Source organism: Mycobacterium sp., assembly GCF_050701675.1.
Classification (GTDB): domain Bacteria; phylum Actinomycetota; class Actinomycetes; order Mycobacteriales; family Mycobacteriaceae; genus Mycobacterium.
On record NZ_JBOGDD010001309.1, the window covers coordinates 1 to 3,047 of the forward strand.

Annotated in this window: 5 protein-coding genes; 1 reads left to right on the forward strand and 4 read right to left on the reverse strand. The window is 67.9% G+C overall.

What is annotated here, in order from left to right; genetic code table 11:
- A partial coding sequence (locus ACRDUX_RS40365; RefSeq protein ID WP_526423085.1) for a serine hydrolase occupies window positions 1–838 on the forward strand: 838 nt, incomplete at its 5' end.
- Window positions 839–871: 33 nt separating this feature from the next.
- On the opposite strand, the gene trmD is transcribed toward ACRDUX_RS40365, so the two are convergent.
- The 4 genes from trmD to rpsP are packed head-to-tail and all read right to left on the reverse strand — an operon-like array spanning window position 872 to window position 2,783.
- Window positions 872–1,549, reverse strand: a complete 678-nt coding sequence (gene trmD, locus ACRDUX_RS40370; RefSeq protein ID WP_526423086.1) for a tRNA (guanosine(37)-N1)-methyltransferase TrmD — start codon at window positions 1,547–1,549, stop codon at window positions 872–874.
- Between the two features lie 2 nt (window positions 1,550–1,551).
- Window positions 1,552–2,082, reverse strand: coding sequence for a ribosome maturation factor RimM (gene rimM / locus ACRDUX_RS40375; protein ID WP_526423088.1), 531 nt, complete (start codon window positions 2,080–2,082; stop codon window positions 1,552–1,554).
- Window positions 2,083–2,085: 3 nt separating this feature from the next.
- Window positions 2,086–2,328, reverse strand: a complete 243-nt coding sequence (locus ACRDUX_RS40380; RefSeq protein WP_149373377.1) for an RNA-binding protein — start codon at window positions 2,326–2,328, stop codon at window positions 2,086–2,088.
- Entirely contained in the window at window positions 2,325–2,783 is a 459-nt protein-coding gene (rpsP, locus tag ACRDUX_RS40385) for a 30S ribosomal protein S16 (protein ID WP_526423090.1), read from the reverse strand. Before rpsP ends, ACRDUX_RS40380 begins: the two co-directional genes overlap by 4 nt.
- Window positions 2,784–3,047 lie beyond the last annotated feature (264 nt).

A 3,047-nucleotide genomic window follows, 5' to 3' on the forward strand; every position in this document is an offset into this window, starting at 1 on the left:
GCCGTCATCCGCGCCGCTCACGGTCGTCGCCCCACTGGGCAGCATGGCGCCACTGCCGGAGGTTCCCCCCGACCAGCCCGCCGCAGCCTTCACGGGATTGTCCGATCGCGAACAGCAGGCGACGGCCGAGGCCGCCGACAACGGTGCCGACATCACGGCCCTGGTGCTCGACCGCAACACGGGCCAGATGGTGTCCAACGGCAACACCCAGACCATCGCGATCGCCTCGGTGGTCAAGCTCTTCATCGCCGACGACCTGCTGTTACAGGTGTCCAAGGGCCAGACGCAGCTCTCACCCTCCGACCACGAACAGTTCGACCGGATGCTGCGGCAGTCCGACGACAGCGCAGCGGAGAACTTCTGGAACCGCAGCGGCGGTAGTGCGATCGTCACCCGCGTCGCCGCCCGCTACGGGCTGACCTCCACGCGTCCGCCGAGCAACGGGCGATGGTGGAACACCATCAGCACCGCAGCCGATCTCGTCCGGTACTACGACATGATGATGTCGGGCTCCGGCGGGTTGCCGCCCGAACAGGCCAGCGTGATCTTGTCGAACCTCGCGGCGTCAGCACCGATGGCGCTGGACGGCACCCAGCCCGGGGGCGTCTACCCGCAGCGATTCGGGATCCCCGAGGGCCTCTTCGCCGAGCCGGTCGCGGTCAAGCAGGGCTGGATGTGCTGCATCGGCAATGACTGGATGCACCTCTCGACGGGCGTGGTCGGTCCGGACCGGCGCTACATCATGGTGATCGGGTCCATGCAACCCACGTCCGCCGCCAATGCACGGGCGGCCATCACCCAGGCCGTCAAGACGATGTTCCCGGCCGGGCGCATCTAGCTCAGCCCCATCGATTCCTCGCGCAAGCGCTCGTCAGTCCAGAAGGTCGGGCCTGCGGTCGCGGGTGCGTTGCAGCGACTGCTCCCGCCGCCAGGCGGCGACCTTCGCGTGATCGCCTGACAGCAGCACCGGTGGCACGTCGAGTCCGCGCCAACTCGGGGGTCGTGTGTAACTCGGACCCTCCAGTAGGCCGTCCGAGTGCGAATCATCCTGGTGCGAAGCAGGATTGCCCAGGACGTCCGGTAGCAGCCGGACGACCGCTTCGATCATGACGAGCGTCGCGGATTCCCCCCCGGGCAGTACGTAGTCACCGATGGACACCTCCTCGACGCGCATCCTGCGCGCTGCGTCCTCCACGACGCGTTGGTCGATGCCCTCGTAGCGTCCACACGCGAAGGCCAGATGGGACTCACCGCTCCACCTCTGCGCGTCGCTCTGCTGAAACGGGCGACCCGCGGGTGTCGGAACGACGAGAAGAGTCTCCTCGGAACAGATCTCATCGAGAGCATCACCCCATACGGGTGCCTTCATGACCATGCCAGGGCCACCCCCGTAGGGCGAGTCATCCACGGAATGGTGCACGTCGTGCGTCCAGCGACGCAGATCGTGCACGGCGATGTCGACGATGCCGTTGGCGATCGCCTTGCCCGGCAAGGACTGTCGGAGCGGCTCGAGGTAGTCGGGGAAGATGGTGACGACGTCTATGCGCACGGCTAGATCGAGTCCAGATCCAGCAGACCGTCCGGAGGGTCGATCTCGATCATGCCGTCGTCAAGCGACACCGACGTCACGATGGCGCCGACGAACGGCACCAACACCTCGGGCCCGTCGCCCTCGGCGGGCCGGACGGCGAGGATCTCGCCGGCCGCGGTGTGCAACACCTCGGCGACCGCGCCCACGTCGCGGCCTTCGACCGTGCGCACGCGAAGACCCTCGAGCTGGTGGTCGTAGAACTCGTCGGGATCGTCGATGGGCGGCAGGTCGGCGGTGTCGACGATGAACAGGCTGCCCCTCAGGGCATCCGCCCCGTCGCGGCTGGCGACCCCGTCGAGCCGGACCAGGAGGCGGCCGCCGTGCTCGCGCATCGAGTCGACCACCAAGGTCCGTTCGGTCTTGTCGCGCGCTCTGGCGCGCAGCGCGGTACCCGGTGCAAACCGGCCATGGGGATCATCGGTGCGAACGTCGACGACGACCTCGCCGCCGACGCCATGCGCCTTCACGACGCGTCCGACGACGAGGTCCACGAGCTACTGGTCGGTGTCGACCACGTCGACGCGAATGCCCCGACCGCCGATGCCTGCGACCAGCGTCCGCAGCGCAGTCGCGGTGCGGCCTCCCCGGCCGATGACCTTGCCAAGGTCCTCAGGATGCACGTGCACCTCGACGGTGCGCCCGCGGCGGTTGGTCACCAGGTCGACGCGGACGTCGTCGGGATTGTCGACGATCCCGCGCACGAGGTGTTCGACGGCGTCGACGACGACGGTGCTCATTCGGCAGCGGGTGCGGCCTCGGCGGCGGGCGCCTCGGCGGTCTCGGCCTCGTCAGCCTTCTTGGCCGGAGCCTTCTTCTTCTTCGCCGTGGTGGCGTCGCCGGTCGGCGCGTCGTCGGCGGCAGCAAGCGCGGCGTTGAAGAGGTCCAGCTTGCTGGGCTTGGGCTCCTTGATCCGCAGCGTGCCCTCGGTGCCCGGCAGGCCCTTGAACTTCTGCCAGTCACCGGTGATCTTCAGCAGCGCCAGGACGGGGTCGGTGGGCTGAGCGCCAACGCCCAGCCAGTACAGCGCACGCTCCGAGTCGATCTCGATGATGCTGGGATCTTCCTTCGGGTGGTACCGGCCGATGACCTCGATGGAGCGGCCGTCGCGGCGGTTGCGCGCGTCGGCGACGGCGATGCGGTACTGGGGATTGCGGATCTTGCCGAAGCGGGAGAGCTTGATCTTGACGGCCATGGTTGAGCGACTTCTCCTATGATTGCCACGCTGCAATTCAGCGACTCGGGCGGGATGCCCGGTCCGGTTTTGCCTCGCGTGTGTGACCGAGGGGCAGCGCATCGAGCGAGAGCGGTCGCGCCTCGAACATCGAGCGAGGAGCTTGCGGATCGCGCATCGAACAGGGTCGCCCGTCAGACAGCCGCCCATTGTGCCAGAACAGGCCCGATCGGCGGAAATCGGTCGTCGTACCGGGCCGAACGTGGATTACCCCCACGCCGTACC

Bases quoted from the DNA above. Each gene is read 5' to 3' on its own strand.
- rpsP (WP_526423090.1), bottom strand. From the start codon at position 2,783: ATGGCCGTCAAGATCAAGCTCTCCCGCTTCGGCAAGATCCGCAATCCC.
- ACRDUX_RS40380 (WP_149373377.1), bottom strand. From the start codon at position 2,328: ATGAGCACCGTCGTCGTCGACGCCGTCGAACACCTCGTGCGCGGGATC.